Origin of the sequence: Rhodococcus gannanensis, from assembly GCF_042681175.1 — a bacterium.
Classification (GTDB): Bacteria; Actinomycetota; Actinomycetes; order Mycobacteriales; family Mycobacteriaceae; genus Rhodococcus_G; species Rhodococcus_G gannanensis.
The window spans coordinates 653,323-671,110 of record NZ_JBHUFB010000010.1 but is presented as its reverse complement, the minus strand read 5'-3'; the positions used below and the strand labels follow the sequence as shown (position 1 = coordinate 671,110).

13 protein-coding genes are annotated in these 17,788 nt (G+C 71.1%); 7 read left to right on the top strand and 6 right to left on the bottom strand.

Going from position 1 to position 17,788, the window contains the following annotated elements:
- Window positions 1–69 precede the first annotated feature (69 nt).
- Window positions 70–3,357 (top strand): ATP-dependent helicase, encoded by a 3,288-nt coding sequence (locus tag ACFSJG_RS14180; protein ID WP_378485832.1) that lies wholly within the window; start codon window positions 70–72, stop codon window positions 3,355–3,357.
- On the top strand, window positions 3,288–6,797 hold the full coding sequence (locus ACFSJG_RS14175; protein WP_378485831.1) for an ATP-dependent helicase: 3,510 nt from the start codon (window positions 3,288–3,290) through the stop codon (window positions 6,795–6,797). Before ACFSJG_RS14180 ends, ACFSJG_RS14175 begins: the two co-directional genes overlap by 70 nt.
- A gap of 9 nt (window positions 6,798–6,806) precedes the next feature.
- Here the strand turns inward: ACFSJG_RS14175 and ACFSJG_RS14170 are convergent, their stop codons facing one another.
- Window positions 6,807–7,181, bottom strand: a complete 375-nt coding sequence (locus tag ACFSJG_RS14170) for a DoxX family protein (protein WP_378485830.1) — start codon at window positions 7,179–7,181, stop codon at window positions 6,807–6,809.
- A 158-nt stretch (window positions 7,182–7,339) separates the two neighbouring features.
- On the opposite strand from ACFSJG_RS14170, the gene ACFSJG_RS14165 reads away from it, so the two are divergent.
- Window positions 7,340–8,407 carry a potassium channel family protein gene (locus tag ACFSJG_RS14165; RefSeq protein ID WP_378485829.1) on the top strand — a complete coding sequence of 356 codons (1,068 nt, stop codon included), beginning with the start codon at window positions 7,340–7,342 and terminating at the stop codon, window positions 8,405–8,407.
- A gap of 42 nt (window positions 8,408–8,449) precedes the next feature.
- The gene (nudC, locus tag ACFSJG_RS14160; protein WP_378485992.1) at window positions 8,450–9,334 is read left to right on the top strand and encodes an NAD(+) diphosphatase; all 885 of its coding nucleotides are present in this window, start codon (window positions 8,450–8,452) and stop codon (window positions 9,332–9,334) included.
- Window positions 9,335–9,358: 24 nt separating this feature from the next.
- On the opposite strand, the gene ACFSJG_RS14155 is transcribed toward nudC, so the two are convergent.
- Window positions 9,359–9,616 (bottom strand): mycoredoxin, encoded by a 258-nt coding sequence (locus ACFSJG_RS14155; RefSeq protein ID WP_378485828.1) that lies wholly within the window; start codon window positions 9,614–9,616, stop codon window positions 9,359–9,361.
- A gap of 260 nt (window positions 9,617–9,876) precedes the next feature.
- Between ACFSJG_RS14155 and ACFSJG_RS14150 the strand changes: the two genes are divergently transcribed.
- Both ACFSJG_RS14150 and ACFSJG_RS14145 read left to right on the top strand, forming a co-directional pair.
- The gene (locus ACFSJG_RS14150; protein ID WP_378485991.1) at window positions 9,877–12,042 is read left to right on the top strand and encodes an ATP-dependent DNA helicase UvrD2; all 2,166 of its coding nucleotides are present in this window, start codon (window positions 9,877–9,879) and stop codon (window positions 12,040–12,042) included.
- Window positions 12,043–12,554: 512 nt separating this feature from the next.
- Window positions 12,555–12,848: a WhiB family transcriptional regulator gene (locus ACFSJG_RS14145; RefSeq protein WP_007537839.1), complete on the top strand. Its 294-nt coding sequence runs from the start codon at window positions 12,555–12,557 to the stop codon at window positions 12,846–12,848.
- A gap of 93 nt (window positions 12,849–12,941) precedes the next feature.
- Here ACFSJG_RS14145 and ACFSJG_RS14140 read toward each other — a convergent pair whose 3' ends face one another.
- From ACFSJG_RS14140 to ACFSJG_RS14130, 3 genes are read right to left on the bottom strand one after another with little or no spacing between them, the layout of a single operon-like run.
- Window positions 12,942–13,880, bottom strand: a complete 939-nt coding sequence (locus ACFSJG_RS14140; protein ID WP_378485827.1) for an exodeoxyribonuclease III — start codon at window positions 13,878–13,880, stop codon at window positions 12,942–12,944.
- Window positions 13,881–13,891: 11 nt separating this feature from the next.
- A complete protein-coding gene (locus ACFSJG_RS14135; RefSeq protein WP_378485826.1) occupies window positions 13,892–14,407 on the bottom strand; it encodes a nitroreductase family deazaflavin-dependent oxidoreductase in 516 nt (171 codons plus the stop codon).
- A 20-nt stretch (window positions 14,408–14,427) separates the two neighbouring features.
- Window positions 14,428–15,600 carry an aromatic ring-hydroxylating oxygenase subunit alpha gene (locus ACFSJG_RS14130; RefSeq protein ID WP_378485825.1) on the bottom strand — a complete coding sequence of 391 codons (1,173 nt, stop codon included), beginning with the start codon at window positions 15,598–15,600 and terminating at the stop codon, window positions 14,428–14,430.
- 200 nt (window positions 15,601–15,800) lie between these two features.
- Here ACFSJG_RS14130 and ACFSJG_RS14125 point away from each other — a divergent pair, with 200 nt between their 5' ends.
- Window positions 15,801–16,418 (top strand): TetR/AcrR family transcriptional regulator, encoded by a 618-nt coding sequence (locus ACFSJG_RS14125; protein ID WP_378485824.1) that lies wholly within the window; start codon window positions 15,801–15,803, stop codon window positions 16,416–16,418.
- Window positions 16,419–16,439: 21 nt separating this feature from the next.
- Here ACFSJG_RS14125 and ACFSJG_RS14120 read toward each other — a convergent pair whose 3' ends face one another.
- Entirely contained in the window at window positions 16,440–17,768 is a 1,329-nt protein-coding gene (locus tag ACFSJG_RS14120; RefSeq protein WP_378485823.1) for an ABC1 kinase family protein, read from the bottom strand.
- Window positions 17,769–17,788: the final 20 nt, after the last annotated feature.

The following is a 17,788-nucleotide window of genomic DNA, read 5'->3' as shown; positions in this document are numbered from 1 at the left end:
CGGTGGCGCAGGTCACCCGCTGCGTGACGGTGCGCGGGACTGTCGGGGGCGCGTGGTGCAATTTCGGGCATGAGTCGGGACCGGACGCGTGAGCGGGCGGAGCGTCCGGCCACCACCCTGGTGCGCCGCGCTCCGCGTCTTCCGCACGTCCGCCGGTGGGGGCCCGAGGTCGAGTCCCTCCTCGCGGCATCCGCCGGCGTCGGCGTGACCACCCGCCGCCCGTGGCAGGTGCTCGGAGGGCCGGGTACCGGGAAGACGTCCCTGATCGTCGATCTCGCGGCGTCGCGGATCGGCGGACCGGACGGTGACCCGGAATCGGTTCTGGTGCTGACCCATTCACGGAAGGCCGCAGCGTCCGTGCGCGAGGAGGTCACGGCGGCGCTGCTCGGTGTCGGGTCGGCACGGGCCACCCGCGAACCGCTGGTGCGGACCGTGCACTCCTACGCATTCGCGGTGCTGCGGTTGCAGGCCGCGGCCCACTCCAACCCGCCGCCGCGGCTGATCACCGGTGCCGAGCAGGACGCGGTGCTGCGTGAACTGCTCCGCGGGGACGTCGAGGACGGTGCCGGGTACTGGCCGGAGCGGCTGCGCCCGGCGCTTCCGATGGTGGGCTTCGCGGCCCAGTTGCGCGACCTGATGCTGCGCGCCGGGGAGCGTGGCCTCGGACCCGAGGACCTGGTGCGGCTCGGGCGCGAACACGACCGACCCGAGTGGGTGGCCGCCGGCCGGTTCGTGTCGCGATACGAGCAGGTGATGCTGCTGCGCGGATCGGTCGGGGTGGAGGCGCCGGAGGCGACCGCACCGGCGCTCGACGCCGCAGAGCTGGTCGGCGCCGCGCTCGACGCCTTCGCGACGGACCCGGACCTCCTGGCACGTGAGCGGGCCCGGATCCGGTGCCTGCTGGTCGACGACGCGCAACACCTCGATCCGCAGGCCGCGGAACTGGTCCGTCTGCTCGGTGACGGTGCCGACCTCGCCGTCGTCGCGGGCGACCCGGACCAGGCGGTGTTCGGGTTCCGCGGCGCGGACGCCCGCTTCCTCACCGAGCTCGCCGAGCCGGGCGACGACCACCGCATCGTGCTGGCGACGAACCACCGCAACGCGCCCCGCGTCGCGACGGTCGCCGCGCGCGTCGCGCGGCGTCTGCCCGGCGCCTCGCCGCACCGCGACGCGTCCACCGCCACGGACGATCAGGGACGCGCCTCGGTCGCGGTCCTGCCCGCGGCGGGCAAGGAGTCGGCGCTGATCGCGGACACGCTTCGTCGGGCCCACCTGCACGACGGCGTGCCGTGGTCGCGGATGGCGGTGATCGTGCGGTCCGTCCCGCGGGTGCTGCCGCCGCTGAGGCGCGCGCTGCTGGCCGCCGGTGTCCCGCTCGCCACAGCGGGATCGGAGCTGCCGCTGGCCCGTCAGCACGCCGTCGCGGGACTGCTGCTGGCCCTCCGGGCGACGGCCGGTGGCACGTTCACGGGTGAGGACGCGCTGGCGCTGGTGTCCGGACCGGTGGGCGGTGCGGATCCGGTGACGTTGCGCCGGCTCCGGCGCGGGCTGCGCCGCGTCGAACTCGCGGCCGGAGGCGACCGGGATTCCGCGGAACTGGTCCGCGTCCTCGTGGTCGAGGGCGAGGACGCGCAGCCGGACCTGGTGGCCGGGCTCACCGAAGGGGAGTTCGGTGCGCTGCGGCGACTACTCACCGTCCTGTCGCGGGCGCGCACCGCGCACGCGCAGGGCCGGGGTGTCGAGGCGGTGCTCTGGGCGTGCTGGCAGGCGACCGGACTCGAGAAGCGCTGGGCGGCGGCGTCACTGCGAGGCGGGCCGATCGGCGCCCAGGCCGACCGGGACCTCGACGCCGTCGTCGCGCTCTTCGACACCGCCGCGAACCACGTGGACCGGCTGCCCCGAGCCAGCCTCCTCGGCTTCGTGGAGTACCTCGCCGATCAGGAGATCCCGAGCGATCCGCGGTCGGCGGTCGCGGGGCAGGAAGCGGTGTCGGTGCTCAGCGCGCACGCCGCCGCGGGACGGGAATGGGACGTCGTCGTCGTCGCGGGCGTGCAGGAGGGGCTGTGGCCCGGCCTGCGTCCCCGTGGAACCCTGCTCGGCACAGAGCTTCTCGTCGACCTCACCGCGGGCGTCGCCGATCCGGGCAACCACACCCTGTCCCGGACCGCACCGCTCCTGGCGGAGGAACGGCGCCTGTTCCTGCTCGCCTGCAGTCGCGCGCGCCGCACGCTTCTCGTCACGGCGGTGCGTTCGGCGGGCGGAGACGAGGACCTGGAGCCCTCCCGCTTCGTCGACGAACTTCTCGGCGCGGACACCGAACTCGACGAGCCGGCCGCCGATCTCGAACCCGCGGTGCAGAATCGGGTGCTCGCGCTGCCAACGCTGATCGCCGAGCTCCGGCGCGTCGTGTGCGATCCCGACCTCGCCGAGACCGACCCGGAGAAGCAGCAGCGTGCTGCGCTCCAGCTGGCGCGGCTGGCCGCGGCCGGGGTGCGTGGCGCCCATCCCGAGCAGTGGTACGGCGTCGGCGCTCCCAGCACCGGTGATCCCCTCTGGCGCGCCGAGGACGGCGCGGTACCCCTGTCGCCGTCGACGATCGAGCAGCTCGACACCTGCCCCCTGCGGTGGGCGTTGGAACGGCACGGTGGCAGCGACGGCGAGAACACGCATGCCGTCGCGGGAACCCTCGTGCACACCCTGGTTCAGGCCGTCGCCGGGAGGATGCCGCCCGATCAGGTACGCCGGGCACTCGCGAGCGCCTGGGACGCGGTCGATCTCGGGTCGCCGTGGTACTCGAAGCGCGAGATGGGTCGCACCGAGCAGATGATCGACACCTTCTCGGAGTGGCTGCGGCGCAGTCGGGGGGAACTCATCGAGGTGGGGGTCGAGGTCGCCGTGGACGGAGTACTCGAGGCGAGGGCGGAGGGGGAGCCCGCGGTGCACCTGCGGGGCCGCATCGACCGCCTCGAACGTGACGCCGACGGTCGGCCCGTCGTCGTCGACGTCAAGACCGGCCGTAACCCGGTGAGCAAGGAGGACGCGCAGGCCCACGCACAGCTCGCCACCTATCAGTTGGCGGCGACGCGCGGCGCGATCGACGGTGAGCCGGCCGGACCGGCGGGCGGCGCGCGGCTGGTGTTCGTGGCAAAGGCGCACCGCGCGGACGGCGCCACCCAGCGCGTGCAGGCGCCGCTCACCGAGGAGACCGAGGAGCAGTGGCTGGACACGGTGCACGCCGCGGCCGCCGCCACCCAGGGGCCGAGCTACCTCGCGCGCCCGAACGACGGATGCCGACACTGCCCGGTGCGGTCGAGTTGCCCGGCACGGGACGAGGGCAGGCAGGTGACCCAGTCGTGAGCAGCCGGACGCCACACGCCCGCATCACCCCCGCCGAACTGGCGGCCGCGCTCCGTCAGTTCCCGCCGACTCCCGAACAGTCCGCCGTGATCTCGGCGCCCGTGGGTCCGACGCTCGTCGTCGCGGGTGCCGGCGCGGGCAAGACCGAGACGATGGCCGCGCGTGTCGTCTGGCTGGTGGCCAACGAACTCGCGCACCCCGAGCAGGTGCTCGGACTGACGTTCACCCGGAAAGCCGCACAGCAGTTGACGTCCCGTATTCGTCAGCGTCTCGCGCGGCTCGCGGACCCGGGCGTGACCCGCCGCCTCGGACTGAGCGAGGACCTGCGCAACCGCATCCTGTCCAGCGAACCCGAGGTCAGCACCTACCACTCCTACGCGGGTCGGCTCCTCACCGAACACGGTCTGCTACTGCCGATCGAGCCGTCGTCGGACCTGCTGTCGGAGACGGCGCTGTGGCAGCTCGCGCACCGCGTCGTCAGCTCCTGGGACGGTGACCTCGACACCGACCGCAACCCCACCTCGCTCACCGAATCCGTGCTCGCGCTGTCCGGCCAGCTCGCCGAACACCTCGTCGAGGCCGACGACCTCCGCGAGGCGCACACCGAACTCGACAAGCTGATCCACACCCTCCCCGCCGGACCGCGGCAGCGCGGCGGACCGAAGAAGGACCTCCTCGACATCCTCACCACCCAGCAGGAGCGTGTCGAGCTGCTCCCGCTGGTCCAGCGGCTCGCGGACACCCTGCGCCGGGAGGGCGCGCTCGACTTCGGGAGCCAGATGTCGCTCGCCGCGCGGGTCGCCGCCGAGCACCCCGAGGTCGGCAGATCGGAACGCGAGCGGTACCGGGTGGTGTTGCTCGACGAGTACCAGGACACCGGTCACGCTCAGCGGGTGCTGCTGTCCGCGCTGTTCGGCGCCGGTGAGGACGGCTCGCTGGCGCTGACCGCCGTCGGCGACCCGATGCAGTCGATCTACGGGTGGCGCGGGGCGTCCGCGGCGAACCTTCCCCGCTTCGCCACCGACTTCCCACTCCCGGACGGGCGCCCCGCGCCGCGACTGGAACTGCTCACCAGCTGGCGCAACCCCGCCGAGGCGCTGGACCTGGCCAACGCAGCCTCAGCCACCCTCCGGGATCGGGGCGTCCCGGTTCCCGAGCTGCGGCCGAAGCCGGACGCGCAGCCGGGTGACGTCCGGGTGGCGCTGCACCTCGACGTCGAACGGGAGCGGGAGTGGGTGGCCGATCGGATCGCCGCAGAGTACGCCGCCGCCGACGAACGCGGCGAGGACCCGCCGACCTCCGCGGTCCTGATCCGCCGCAACGCCGACGCCGCCCCCGTCGCGGCGGCACTGCGGCGTCGCGGGCTGCCTGTCGAGGTGGTCGGGCTCGGTGGACTCCTGCACGTGCCGGAGGTCGCGGACGTCATCGCGATGCTGCGCCTGGTCGCGGACCCGCTCGCGGGCAGCGCTGCGATCCGGGTGCTGACCGGCGCGCGCTGGCAGCTCGGCGTCGCGGATCTGGCGGCGTTGTGGCGCCGGGCGCGGGCACTCGCGGTCGGCGCCGCGCGGAGCGCCGGGGGAGCGGTCACCGACCCCGACAGCCTCGACAAGGCACTCGATGCCGCGCTGCCCGGTGAGTTCGCCGAACAGGCCGGGCTGGCGGACGCAATCTCGGATCCCGGTGCGAGGGAGCGTTATTCGGAGATCGGGTTCCGGCGGATCAGCGCCCTCGCTGCGGAGCTGGCCTCGCTTCGGGAGCGCATCGGCCAGCCACTGACCGAGCTCGTCGCCGAGGTCGAACGGGTACTCGGAATCGGCATCGAGGCGCAGGCACGGCTGCCGTGGCTGCGGGCAGGAGGTGCCGGGCGCGAGCACCTCGACGCGTTCGCCGACGTCGTCGCGGGGTACGCGCGCAACACCTCCGCGACGCTGACCGGACTGCTGGCGTTCCTTGCCGCGGCCGACACCGTCGAGAACGGCCTCGCACCCGGTGAAGTGGAGGTCGCGCGAGATCGGGTGCAGGTGCTCACCGTTCATTCGGCGAAGGGGCTCGAATGGGAGGTCGTCGCCGTGCCCCACGTCGTCGACGGGGTGTTCCCGTCGGGTACCGCGACGGGGACGTGGCTGGGCGCGCTCGCGGAACTGCCACCGCACCTGCGCGGCGACCGCGCCGACGACGCCGACGGGTCGGACGGGGTGCCCGTTCCGAACTTCGAGAACGTCTGCGACCGCAAGGACCTCGAGGACGCGCTGGTCGCGCACAAGGAGGCCCTCGCGCGCCGCAAGCTCGACGAGGACCGGCGACTGTTCTACGTCGCGCTGACGCGGACCGAACGGGCGCTGTACGTGTCGGGGCACCACTGGGGCGAGACCGGTGCCGCGCCGAAGGGGCCGTCCGAGTTCCTGAGCGAGATGCGCGCGGTCGTGACGTCCGCGGCGGAGCAGGGGCGGCCGCTCGGTGTCGTCGAGCACTGGGAGGCGGATCCCGAGGCCGAGGCCGCGAACCCGCTGACCGCAGACGTCGACGCCGCGGAGTGGCCTCGGGATCCGCTGGGCGACAGGCGTCCCGGGGTGTCGCGCGGCGCCGACCTCGTGCTGGCCGCACTCGCCGACCTCGGCGGTCGCACCGACGACGGGAAGGTCGAGCCGGCGGTGGCGCTGAGTCTCGACGCCGATCATGCCGACGGCGAGGACGATGCCGTCGGTGCGCCGGACCGTGACCCGGAGGGCTGGGCCGCCGATGTCGACGCGCTCCTCGCGGAACGTGCGGCCCGGGCAGCGGCCCGCGCCGAGGTCGCGCTGCCCGGTCAGTTGTCGGTCAGTCAACTCGTCGATCTGGCCGCGTCTCCCGACGAACTGGCCGCCAGGTTGCGCCGTCCGCTTCCTTTCCCGCCGAACCCGTTGGCACGCAGGGGAACAGCCTTCCACGCCTGGGTCGAGCGCCGATTCGGGGCGACCCGCCTCCTGGACATGGACGAGTTGCCCGGCGCCGCCGACACGGACGGCGCAGCCGACGAGGACCTCGAAACGCTGCAGGCGGCCTTCCTGCGCTCGACCTGGGCGCACCGCAACCCTGTGGAGGTGGAGGTGCCGTTCGAGACCTCGATCGCGGGCACGGTCGTGCGCGGCCGGATCGACGCGGTCTTCGCCGACCCGGACGGCGGATGGACCGTCATCGACTGGAAGACCGGCGCCGAACCGAGCGCCGCCAACGAGCACGCGGTCGCGATGCAGTTGGCCGCCTACCGGCTCGCGTGGGCGGAGCTGATGACGGCCCGCTCGCTGGCCCGCGGCGGCGATCCCGTCGACCCGGCCGGTGTGCGCGCCGCCTTCCACTACGTGCGGACGGGCCGCACCATCGCCCCCGACGACCTGCCCGACGCCGCCGAGCTCTCCCGGTTGGTCGAGTCGGCGGGGGGCCCGGCGACGGACGACGCGTAGCCCGCGGGCTCAGGACACCTGGCGTCGAACCTTCAGTGCCGCGGCGATCATCGGCAGTTGCAGGGGGAGGCGGGCCAGTGCGACCGCCTTGAGCGGCGGGGCGATCTTGTCGCTCCGAACCCAGTCGACGGCCATCTGCACGTTCGCGGGGAATACCGCGACGAGCAGTGCCGCGGCGAGCGTTCCACCCAGCCGGCGAGTGCGCGGAACGAGGAGCGCGGTGCCGATTGCGACCTCGGCGACACCCGACGCATAGGTGTAGGTGCGCGCGTCACCGGGCAGTTGGCGCGGCACGATGGAATCGAACGGCTTCGGCGTGACGAAGTGGAGCGTGCCCGCACCGAGGAAGAGTGCGGCCAGAGCGGGAGCGGGTGAGAACTTCATGGCACCACCCTGCTGTACGGGGTGCCGTGGCGCCAGCGAATCGCGGCATGTTCGCACGTCGGTCAGGGTCCGTCCGATCCTGTCCGCGTGGTCCGTCGTGCGCCGGCCCCATCGTTGGCTAGGCTCCGAGCCGATGTCTGCGAACGGGAGCACAATCCATGGCCGGTAAGTTGCGCCAGCGGCTGAACGATCAGGAGAGCCTGACCGAGCGGCCCGACTTCGCGTTGGTCGGAGTCCTGCGCATTCCCGAGGCGATGCGCAGTCCCTTCCACCTGATCTTCCGGCGCGTCATGATGGCGGTCGCCGTGCTGTTCCTCGCCGTGTTCGTGATCTACCTCGACAGGGACGGCTACCGGGACGCGCAGGAGAACCCGCTGTCGTTCCTCGACTGTCTCTACTACGCGACGGTGTCGCTCTCGACCACGGGCTACGGTGACATCACGCCCATCACCCCTGAGGCGCGCTTGATCAACGTCATCGTGATCACGCCGCTCCGGGTCCTCTTCCTCATCATCCTGGTCGGTACCACGCTGTCGGTCCTCACCGAGCGGTCCCGCCAGGCATTCAAGATCCAGCGTTGGAGGCAGTCCGTGCGCAACCACACCGTCGTCGTCGGGTACGGCACCAAGGGTCGGACCGCGGTCGACGCCATGCTCGGCGACGGCATCAAGCCGGCCGACATCGTCGTCGTCGACACCGACCAGACCGTCCTGGACTCGGCGGCCTCCCTCGGGCTCGTCACCGTCAACGGCTCCGCGACCAAGTCGGACGTCCTCCGGTTGGCCGGCGTGCAGAACGCCGCATCCGTGATCGTCGCGGCGAACCGGGACGACACCGCGGTCCTGGTGACCCTGACCGCTCGCGAGGTCAACCCCAAGGCCAAGATCGTCGCCGCGATCCGCGAGACCGACAACGCCCACCTGTTGCGGCAGTCGGGCGCCGACTCGGTGGTCGTCTCCTCCGAGACGGCGGGACGACTGCTCGGCATCGCCCGCACCACCCCGACCGTCGTCGAGATGATCGAGGACCTGCTCACCCCTGAGGCCGGGTTCGCCATCGCGGAGCGGGAGGTCGAGCACGACGAGATCGGTGGGTCGCCGCGTCACCTGTCCGACATCGTCCTCGCCGTGGTCCGCGACGGCCGCCTGGTCCGCGTCGGCTCGCCGGAGGTCGATGCCGTGGAGGAGACCGACCGACTCCTCTACATCAGGCGCGTCGGGAACTGACCCCGCGCACGCCCTACTGTGGTGCGCGTGACTGATTTCGTGATGACCGAGGTTCCGTTGCTGTCCCGTTCGGTGCTGGACCGGGCGGAGGAACTCCGGTCCGACACCGACGCCTTGCGGGCGGGGTGGGCCGATGCACTGGTCCTCAAGGTGAATCACCGCGGTCAGGCGCACGTCGACGGTGCCGAACTCGTCCTGGAACCGGCGTCGTCGCTGGGTGCGGAACCGGTCTCGGGTGCGGTGTTCCTCGGCCGCAAGCCCGACGGCACGCACCTGTGGGCGGTCCGCGTTCCCGCGATGATCGGCGAGCTCGCCGACCTGCGGATGATCGGTCACCGACTCGACGACTCCAGTGCCGGGCTGCTGACGACCGCGGTCGCGGTGCTGGCCTGGCACGACTCCGCCGGCTTCAGCGCGATCGACGGGTCTCCGACCACGCCGACGCTCTCGGGTTGGTCACGGCACAGCGCGGGCACCGGTCACGAGGAGTTCCCCCGCACCGACCCCGCTGTCATCTGCCTGGTGCACGACGGCGCCGACCGGGTTCTGCTCGCGCGCAACGGCACCTGGCCCGAGCGTCGGTTCTCCGTGCTCGCCGGGTTCGTCGAAGCGGGCGAGTCGCTGGAGTCCTGTGTGGCACGGGAGATCGAGGAGGAGGTCGGAGTGGTCGTGTCCGACATCCGCTACCTCGGGAGTCAGCCGTGGCCGTTCCCGCGATCGGTGATGATCGGATTCTCCGCGGTCGCGGACCCCGAGGCGCCGCTGGAGTTCAAGGACGGCGAGATCGCCGAGGCGCACTGGTTCGAGCGCGAGGAGGTGCGTGCCGCGCTGAAGCTGGGCGACTGGACGTCGCCTGCGGACGCGCGCCTCCTCGTCCCGGGCTCGGTGTCCATCGCCCGCGGCATGCTCGAGGCGTGGGCCCGATAGGACGATCGGAGACCGAGCGGAAGGTCAGAGACCGAGCGCCTTCTTCACGTCGGCCAGCGACGGGTTGGTGGCCGTGCTGCCGTCGGCGTACTTGACGGTCGGGACGACGTGGTTGCCGCCGTTGACGCTGCCGACGAACTCGGCCGACGCGGGATCGTCCTCGATGTCGATCTCGACGTAGCCGATGCCGTTCTCGTCGAGTTGCTTCTTGAGTCGTCGGCAGTACCCGCACCAGGTGGTCGAGTACATGGTCAGGGCGGTGGCGGTCTCGGTAGCAGTCACGAGGATCACAACACCACGGGCGCAGCAGATTGTTCCCGCCGCCCTCCCGGCTGAAGGTGGCATTCATCTCACCCAGCCGCACGAACGGGACCTTCAGCCCGCCGGCGGGTTCGACACCGACGGCGGACGGGTCCGCGGCGGTTCGGGCTGAAAGTGGCATTCATCTCGATGGGGAGGCTGAACGCGGCGTTCAGCCCGTCCGCTGGGGGATTCGGGGCGAGGGCGCTGCGGGGCGTGATCGGGTGTCGGACGGCCCTGCCATGATGGACGGCATGGCAGCGGACCCACCGGACTCTTCAGGACTCGATCCGCAGCAGTCGGCGGCTGTCCTGGCGCCGCGCGGCCCGGTGTGCGTGCTTGCGGGCGCGGGCACCGGCAAGACCCGCACCATCACGCACCGGATCGCGCGACTGGTGGCCGACGGTCACGTGTCGGCCGGACAGGTCCTCGCCGTGACGTTCACCGCCCGCGCCGCGGGGGAGATGCGTTCCCGATTGCGCGGGCTCGGTATCGGCGAGGGGGCGAATCAGGTGCAGGCCCGCACCTTCCACGCGGCCGCGCTCCGGCAGCTCCGGTACTTCTGGCCGCAGGTGGTCGGGGACACCTCCTGGGAGCTGCTCGACCGCAAGTTCGCCGTCGTGGCGCAGGCCGCCAACCGGGTGGGGCTGTCCACCAGCACCGACAGCGTGCGCGACCTCGCGGGCGAGATCGAGTGGTCCAAGGCGTCGCTGATCGCACCCGAGGACTACCCGGCGGCCGTGGCCCGGGTCCGTCGTGACGCGCCCGCGGATCCCGCGAAGGTCGCCGCGGTGTACGCGGCGTACGAGTCGCTCAAGATGCGTGGCGAGACGATGATGCTCGACTTCGACGACCTGCTGCTGCACACCGCGGTCGCCCTCGAGGACCATCCCGCGGTAGCGCAGGAGTTCCGGGAGCGGTACCGGTGCTTCGTGGTCGACGAGTACCAGGATGTCACTCCGTTGCAGCAGCGCGTCCTCGACGCCTGGCTCGGCGACCGGGACGACCTGACCGTCGTCGGCGACGCGAACCAGACGATCTACTCGTTCACGGGCGCGACACCGCGCTACCTCCTCGACTTCTCCCGCCGGTTCCCGGATGCGACGGTGGTCCGGCTCGAACGGGACTACCGCTCGACACCCGAGGTGGTGTCCCTCGCGAACCGGGTGATCGGCGAGGCCCGGGGCCGGATCGCGGGGACCAGGCTGGAACTGATCGGTCAGCGTGCACCTGGCCCGGAGCCGGTGTTCGCGGAGTTCGACGACGAGCCGGCCGAGGCCGCCGCCATCGCCGCCCGGGTCAAGAAGCTCATCGACGCCGGTACGCCGGCCGCGGAGATCGCGGTGCTGTACCGCATCAACGCCCAGTCGGAGGCGCACGAGCAGGCACTGACCGAACTCGGCATCCCGTTCCAGGTGCGCGGCGGCGAGGGTTTCTTCACCCGGCCCGAGGTGCGTCAGGCGGTGACCGCGCTGCGTCAGACGGCCGGCCGCGACGACCTGCCGGTCGGCGCCGACCGCGGCGAAGCCCTGGTCACTCTGGTCCGCGCGGTACTGGTGCCGATGGGACTCACCGACACCGAACCGTCGGGTGCCCAGGCCCGGGAGAAGTGGGCGTCGCTGACGGCGCTGGTCGAGCTGACCGAGGAACTGCTCACCCACGACCCCGAACTCGATCTCGCCGCACTGCTGCGTGACCTCGCCGCCCGCGCCGAGGCGCGGCACCCTCCGACGGTGCAGGGCGTGACGCTGGCGTCGCTGCACGCCGCGAAGGGTCTCGAATGGGACGCGGTCTTCCTCGCGGGGCTCACCGACGGCACGTTGCCGATCCAGCATGCGTTGGGGGACAAGTCGACTCCGCCGGATCAGGCCGCGGTCGAGGAGGAGCGCCGCCTGCTGTACGTCGGGGTGACGCGCGCCCGCGAGCATCTGCAGTTGTCGTGGGCGTTGGCCCGCAACGCGGGTGGGCGTCGATCCCGCCGCCGGTCGCGGTTCCTGCTCGGGCTCGTGCCCGACGACTCGCCGGCATCGAAGATCGCCGCGCCTGCCGGGCCGCAGAAGAAGCGTCCACGGTGTCGCGTGTGCGGCAAGCCGCTGCTCGACGCGTCGACGACGATGCTCGGTCGCTGCACCGACTGCCCGTCGAACCTCGACGCCGCGCTCTTCGACGCGCTCAAGGCGTGGCGCAAGGAGAAGTCGACGGCGATGAAGGTGCCCGCGTTCGTGGTGTTCACCGACACGACGCTGATCGCGATCGCCGAGCAGCAGCCCGGCGACGACCAGGCGCTCGTCGCGATTCCGGGCATCGGCGCGAAGAAGCTCGAACGGTTCGGGTCCGACGTGCTGGCGGTCGTCCGCGGGGAGGATCCGGTGGCCGTCGCTCAGCTGAGTCTCGTCGACGAGACATAACCGCAGGTAGAAAATAGGTTGTGCGCTCCCACCGGGTGCGCCTATCCTGGTCTCCGACGTTGTGGGCTGGTGCCTGCCGTCACGACCGGCCGGGCCGACGCAGTTGCGTGGCGCGGGAAGATGGACGACAGAGGCCGCAGGGCGGCCCGTCAGGGATGGGACAGGAGGTGATCGGACCGATGATCGATCGGATCAGCAGCGCGCAGGGCGCAGTAGGCATGTCGGGCTATGCGCCCGCTCGGATCGATGCCGCCGCTCACCTGCCCGCAGCCCTGTGGGCGGGGAAAGCGCTGACGCGCGTCGCCCGTCGCCCCAAGGCAGCAGCCCTCATGTCCGTGCCCCGGATCGGAAGCCGAGACCACTCTCGGTAGCACTCTCCACCAGGCCACGGACGCCCCAGCGGACCGTGGCCGTTCTTGTTTCTCGGACAGTTCCCCATCGGGAACGTCGTTCCAGGACAGGTCGCCGGTTCGCACCATCCGAACCTCCGACGAGTCCGTAAGGAGCACGACGTGTCCACCGCGACAGTCCGCACCATCACCGAACCCACCACCCCCGGGCCGGTGCAGCGCGAATTGCCTTGCCGTGCTGACAACCCCGACCTCTGGTTCGGCGAAACCCCCGCCGAACTGGAACTCGCCAAGTCCCTGTGCGCTGCGTGCCCCGTGCGTGCACTCTGCCTGAGCGAGGCACTCGACCGTGCCGAGCCGTGGGGCGTGTGGGGCGGAGAGATCCTCGATCACGGCGTCGTGATCGCCCGCAAGCGTCCCCGTGGACGGCCGCGGAAGGTTGCCGTCTGCGCGTGAGGTGGCGCCGCACCGCCGTTTCGCAGCGTCGAGGCCACACCGCTGTTCGGCTGAAGGGCCCGTTCATGCGCTTCGAGCGCATGAACGGGCCCTTCAGCCGGGAGTGGGGTCGAACGAATCGAGGTCGTAGTCCACGACGACCGCGGCGTGGTCGCTGATCCGGCGGTCCGCGGACGGTTCCCGATCAGTGCCCGCCGCGCCGGCCGACGTGGCCAGCGCGGGAGTGGCGAGGTGGTAGTCGATGCGCCAGCCGGTGTCGTTGGCGAACGACTGCCCGAGCCAGGACCACCAGGAATACGGTCCGTCGGTGTCGGGGTGGCGGCTACGGACGACGTCGACGAGCGTGCGTGGCGACAGGATCGAGCCGAACCACTCCCTCTCCTCGGGGAGGTAACCCTCGACCTGGTTGCTGCGCCGCCAGTTCCGCACGTCGTGCCGGGTGTGCGCGATGTTGAGGTCGCCCATCAGCAGGAACTCGCGTCCGGTCGCCCGGGCGGCCTGGCGGGATCGGGTCAGTTGTCGCGCGAATCCGTCGAGGAAGCGCATCTTGCGTTCGTAGCGGGCGCCGCCGTCCGGTGCCTCCCGCATCCGGCCCGGCTTCTGGAGATGTTCGGGGAGGCCACCTTTCGGCAGGTACAGCGAGGCGACGGTGATCGGTGCGTCGGCGAGGTCGACCTCGAGGTACCGGCCCTGCGTGGCGAATTCGCGGAGTCCACGCGCGAGCGGTGCCGGGTCGAGCCCGGTCACCTCGACGTGAACCTCGCCGGGCCCGCGCAGCAGTGCGGTCCCGCTCCACGTCCGCACCGCGTCGGGGGCGTGCCGCGTCAGGATCGCGACACCGTTGCGTCCGGCGAGCACGCCCTCGTCGTAGGCGAGGTGATACGGACCGAAGACGCCCGGTGGGATCGCCGCCGCCCGGGCCCGTACCTCCTGCAACGCGACCACGTCGGGTTCCCGATCGCGCAGCCACTCCTCGAACCCGCGCCGCTGCGCCGCCCGAATCCCGTTGATGTTGAACGTCGCAATCCGCACGATCGTCCAGTCTAGGCAGCGGACTCGCCGGGGTCGTCGGGGGCGCGGGGACGCAGGACGACCACCGGGATCTCCCGTTCGGTCCACGCCTGATAGGTGTCGAAGTCGGCGTAGGCGTCGACGAGCAGCGGCCACAGTCGGGCGCGCCGAGCGGGGTCGGCGGTCTCGGCCGTGACCTCGCGAATCCGACTGCCCATCTGGACCCGGGTGTCCGGGTGGGCGCACAGGTTGCGGTACCACTGAGGATGTTTCGGAAGGCCGCCCTGCGAGGCGACAACGATCACGTCGTCCCCGTCCTCGATGTACAGCAGTGGGGTCGTGTACACGGTGCCGGACTTGCGCCCCCGATGCTCGAGGAGCAGCGTCGGTACCGGTTTGCGGAATCCGGCGCCGATGCGCCACATGCCCCCGATCCGTCCCCCGGTGCGGCGGTAGAGCCAGACCTGGCACCGCCCGACGTGTTTGAAGATCGTCGGCAGGACGGGCGAGTCGAGCTGACGTGGCCGCGGCGGGGTCTGATCGGTCATGGGCGTCTCCTGGTGCGGTGTCATGCGAGGGCGATGCCCAGTTCGGCGGCGAAGGTCGTGATCATGTGCTGGACGCCGATCTCGTTGCGGCCGATGATCATGTGGTCGTGCTGGCCGCGGCGGACGCCCTCTCCGCACTGCGGGAGCATCGCGAAGTCCTCGTCCCGTACCGCAGCGTGCACCTGAGCGAACACGGTGTCGTACAGCTCGCGCTGCTCGTCGGTCGTCGCCGGGTACTTCGCCAACCAGCTGTGCCGCAGGGTGCACGAGGTGGGCGAGCCGGCAGGCAGCATGTCGAGGACCTCGACCCCGACCGGGCTGTTCGCGAGGACGAGATTCGGGTAGATCCAGTAGATGACTCCCATGTTCGCGATGGGATCCCAGTCCCCGTCGGGATTCTCGTCGAGCGCGGCAACCCAGTTGAACGGGAAGCCCATCCGGTGGTGGCGACCGAAGGTGTCGTGAATCGAGGTGTTCGCGACGGTGTTCTGCCCGATGACGCTCTCGCCGTGGACGAACGGGAAGTGGTAGCTCTCCGCGAACGCTTCGAGCGCGCCCTTCCAGCTCACCTCCGACACGAACTCGCGCTGGTCGTGGTAGCCGTACGAGGCGTAGTCGAACTGTGCGAGCTCGGGAGCCATCGGGCCGAGGTGGGCGTCGACGTCGATGGACTCGCCCTCGGTCAGCACCGCCCACACGAAGCCGTACTTCTCCTCGCTGGGCAGTTCGACGAGCCCGTACTCGGCGCGGTTCATGCCCTCGAAGCCCTCCTTGCCGGGCACACCCGCGAGTTCGCCCGTGTTCTTGTACGTCCACGCGTGATACGGGCAGGTGAAGCGGCGGGCGTTGCCGGAACCGCAGGCAGGCATCGCGCCGCGGTGGCGGCAGTAGTTGAGCAGGACGTGTGCGGTGCCCGAGCTGTCACGGGTGACGAGCAGGGAGTCCCCGAGCACGCTGCGGACCACGTAGTCGTCGGGGTTCGGGATCTGCGCGCTCGGGATGATCGCGAGCGGCGTCCGCCGCAGGATCTGCTTCTCCTCGATCTCATGGATCTTCGGGTCGCGGTAGTAGTGCAGCGGCACCTTCAACGGCGACGGCGCCATGTCGGTCGTGCCGACCTGAACGTGCCGCAGCGCGCGGCGGGTGAGCTCTGGGGTGAGTCCGGTGGTGGAGGCGTCGTGCGTGGTCGACATCGTCGAGGCCCTTCGCTGGGGGTGTCGTCGGATGAAGAGACCATACAACTCATGCACTTTGTATTGTCGTGTTTTCGTGAACGGACACGGCGCGAACACACACGGGTAGGGTTCCCCGTCGTCAGTCGATGCCTGTGCGCACTTTTGGTGGTTCCAACTACCAAAAGTGCGCACAGGGTGGGTAGTGAGGAGTTGCGGCGATGCGCACACACGGATGGTCCGGGTCCACGCCGGCCGACGACGCCGAGGCCGTCGCGCGCATCCTCGCCGAGGCCCGCCACGCGCTCGACCGGACCGGAGCCGACATCAGCATCACCGAGGTGGCCCGCGGGCTGGGCGTCACCAGGCAGACCGTCTACCGCTACTTTCCCACCGTGGAAGCACTCCTCGTCGCGACCGCGGTCGCGCAGGTGGGACCGTTTCTCGACCTGCTCGATGCCCACCTCGACGGAATCACCGATCCCACGGACGCCGTCATCGAGGGCATCGCCTACACGCTCGAGCAGATCTCCGAGGAGAAGTACCTGAGTATGGTCCTCGCGCCAGGGCGGGCAAGCGCCTTCTCCGCCGGCGTCACGTCCGACACCGCGCTGACCTTCGGTCGGGCGATACTGGAGCGGTTCGGTGTGGACTGGGCGGCTGCCGGATTCTCCGGCCGGAATCTCGACGAACTCGTCGAGCACATGCTGCGGATCGTGCAGTCCTTCGTCATCGACCCCGGCCGGCCGCCGCGATCCGGGACCGAACTCCGGAACTACCTGCGGACCTGGGTCGCGCCGGCCGTCGACCGAATCCGGGACGCGGGCGCGGCCGTCTGACGGTGCGGGCCGACCCCGGCGTCACTCCGCCCGGCGGACGTCCTCGGTGAATCCGGGGAGCCACTGCGTGAGGATGCCCATGTACGGCGCCTCCGCGTCGAGCTGCGCGCAGATCCCGACCGACCCGAGCAGCACCCGGAAGATCATCACGTACTCCGGAGGCAGGTTCAGTGCCCGAGCGGTCCGGAAGTGCTCGGACGAGAAGTCGGTCGCGGTCCCCGCCGCACGTTGCAGCCAGGACCTCGTGAAGTGGAACGACTCGGTGTGGATGGGGTCGGTGAACGGCCGCAGGTAGTTCGCGATCTCGTCGTCGGTGACGTGCCGCCCCGGCAGGACGAAGTTGTTCGCGCGCAACAGCTCGGTCAGCTCGTCGAACCGTTCCTCCAGTGCGAGCCGAACCATCCGGCCCAGCACCGGGGGCAGGCCACCGGGCATCGGAGCGCATGCACCGAAGTCGAGGACGCCGAGGCGGCCGTCCTCGAGCAGCATGAAGTTGCCCGGATGCGGGTCGCCGTGCAGGAGCCCCACGCGATTGGGCGACGCGAAGTGGAACTCCGCGAGGCGAGCGCCTGCCGTGTTGCGCTGCTCGGCGGTCCCGGTCGCGATGATCGACGACAGCGGCGTCGCCGACATCCACTCCGTCACCACCACCTTCGGTGCGCTGGCGACGACCTTCGGCACCGCGAACTGGGGGTCGCCGTCGAACTCGGCCGCGAACGCGCGCTGATTGTTCGCCTCGATCCGGTAGTCGAGCTCGTCCTCGGTGCGGGCGCTCAGTTCGTCGAGCACGGGTTTCACGTCGACCCCGGGCATCACCGCGGTGAACATGCCCGCCATCCGGGAGAGGGTCTTGAGGTCGGAGCGTAGTGCCTCGTCGGCGCCCGGGTACTGCACCTTCACCGCGACGTCGCGCCCGTCCGACCACACGGCCCGGTGCACCTGCCCGACGCTCGCCGACGCGGTCGGGTCGTCGTCGAAACTGGTGAACCGCTCGCGCCACCGGGTACCCAGCTGCTCGTCGAGCACCCGATGCACCTTGCGGGCGGGTAGCGGGGGAGCCTCGGCCTGCAACTTGGTCAGCGCGTCCCGGTACGGTTCGGCGAACTCCTCGGGGACCGCCGCCTCCATCACGCTCAGCGCCTGCCCTAGCTTCATGGCGCCGCCCTTGAGCTCGCCGAGCACCGTGAACAACTGTTCCGCGGCCTGCTGCGTCAGCTTCGCGTCGATCTCGTCCCGGTCACCGCCGGCGAGCTTGCGGCCGAAGCCGACTGCCGCGCGACCCGCGATCCCCAACGGGATGCTCGCGAGTTTGGCGGTGCGGGCTGAGCTGCGGCGGGGAATGTCTGGCACGACCCCATCATGGCGGACGA